This window comes from Pseudomonas sp. R62, assembly GCF_000257605.1.
In the GTDB taxonomy this organism is placed as follows: Bacteria; Pseudomonadota; Gammaproteobacteria; order Pseudomonadales; family Pseudomonadaceae; genus Aquipseudomonas; species Aquipseudomonas atacamensis.
Genome location: NZ_JH635998.1, coordinates 913111 through 914817 on the forward strand (window position 1 = coordinate 913111; position 1707 = coordinate 914817).

The 1707-nt window shown below is 59.5% G+C and carries 2 protein-coding genes and 1 pseudogene; all 3 read right to left on the reverse strand.

Annotated features, from left to right (window positions below; translation table 11 throughout):
• Positions 1-57: 57 nt before the first annotated feature.
• Positions 58-918, reverse strand: coding sequence for a DUF72 domain-containing protein (locus OQK_RS05585; RefSeq protein WP_016771496.1), 861 nt, complete (start codon positions 916-918; stop codon positions 58-60).
• On the reverse strand, positions 918-1226 hold the full coding sequence (locus tag OQK_RS05590) for a hypothetical protein (RefSeq protein ID WP_016771497.1): 309 nt from the start codon (positions 1224-1226) through the stop codon (positions 918-920). The genes OQK_RS05585 and OQK_RS05590 overlap by 1 nt, the downstream gene beginning before the upstream one ends.
• Before the next feature lie 258 nt (positions 1227-1484).
• Positions 1485-1707 (reverse strand): annotated as a pseudogene (locus OQK_RS31035) (tRNA (adenosine(37)-N6)-threonylcarbamoyltransferase complex dimerization subunit type 1 TsaB); the annotation flags it as partial.

Genomic DNA, 1707 nt, shown 5'->3' on the forward strand with positions numbered 1-1707 from the left:
TTGCTGTTGACTGACTTGGACGTTCATCGACGGGCTCCCGGGCAGAAAAAACCCGCTTCAGAGCAAGCCAAGCTGCTCGGCGGCGGGTTCTCTGTATAGCTCAGGCAGCGCGGGCAAGCCAGGCAAACGTTGCATCAGTTGTGCGTGAAAACGTTGCGCCAGTTTCGCTGCCAACAGGTTGTCGGCGGTATGCAGAAAGACGTAGGGCGTGCGGCCCTCTTCGATCCATTCAGCGACTTTCGCCAACCACGGCACAAGAAACGCATCGTTGGCCTCAAGCTCGGGATGGCCGATGAAACGCACCTGCGGAAACTGCGTGAACGCCGCCGGACGGGTCGGTACACGCGGCTTTTTCGACTGCGCGTGGATCACCGAGGACTCGGTCGACAAGCAACTGAACAGCGCGCGCGGGTCGAGACAGATGCGCTCGACACCGCGATCCAGCAACAGACGATTGAGCAGACGCTCGCTCTCGCCCTTGGCGAAGAACTGTTCATTGCGCACCTCGACCGCAAGCGGGCAATCCAGCGCATCGATAAACGCCGCGAGCTCCGGCAGACGCCGCGGCGTGAAGCTTTTCGACAGTTGCAGCCACAGCGGCGAAACACGTTCGCCTAACGGCTTGAGTAATTGCAGGAAAGTTTCGGCAGCGGTCAGTTGCTCGCGCAAGTCGCCGCTGTGGCTGATGTCGCCGGGGAATTTGGCAGTGAAGCGAAAGTGTGCCGGCATGATCTCGGCCCAGCGCTGGACGGTAGCCGGCGATGGACTGGCGTAGAAGGTGGTGTTGCCTTCGACGGCGTTGAACACCTGGCAGTAGAGAGCGAGAAAGTCGGAGGTTTTTGCGTCTACCGGATACAGATACTCGCGCCAGGCATCTTCGCTCCAGGACGGGCAACCGAGGTAGTAAGGCAGGTCCATCAGATATACAGATCGAGGCCCAGCACGTCTGCGTCCCAATCGACAAAACCGGCGGTGCTCAGGTAGCTGGCCAGAGCCATGGCTACGCTCTTCTTCATCGCGCGGTGGTAGATCATGTCTTGTTGACGGGCAGGCAGGTTGCTCAGGCGTTGCGCGGTGGCTTGCGCGGCGCGAGCAGCCAGTTGCTCCTCGCTCGGAAATTCCAGCTCGCCATCGATAATCTCGACGGACTCATCCAGCGCCGCATTGCCTTTACGCGGCTTGCGCTTGATGGGGTAGGACTGAGTGGAAACGCCGTCTATACGCATAATGTCATGCTCGGTATCGATGATGGCAATTTAGCGGCACTTGACCGACTTAGCAAACTGCCGAGTGATAACTAGAACACATAAAGCGCAAAAGGTTTTAAGCGAGGGGGCAGAAACTGACGATTGGCGATATTTGTATGTGACCAGCGAACCTGTGGGAGCGAGCCTGCTCGCGAAGGGTCCAGCACATTCAACACATGCATTGACTGACCAGAAGCCTTCGCGAGCAGGCTCGCTCCTACAGGAGAAAGTGTCGAATCATCGGGCTTTCGGGGTGGCTACTTTATCGCGCAGGTAGACCGGCTGGGCGTCATCTGCCGGGATCGCCTCACCGCGCTCCCAGGCGAAACGCGCCAGGGTCAACAGGTCTTCGGCGTGGGGCAGCATGCCGGCGTCAGAGCCGCTCAGATTGACCGCGATGCGCTCACCATAACCCCAACCGGTACCGGCACCGAACCAGTCACCTGTGGCATCGGCCGGT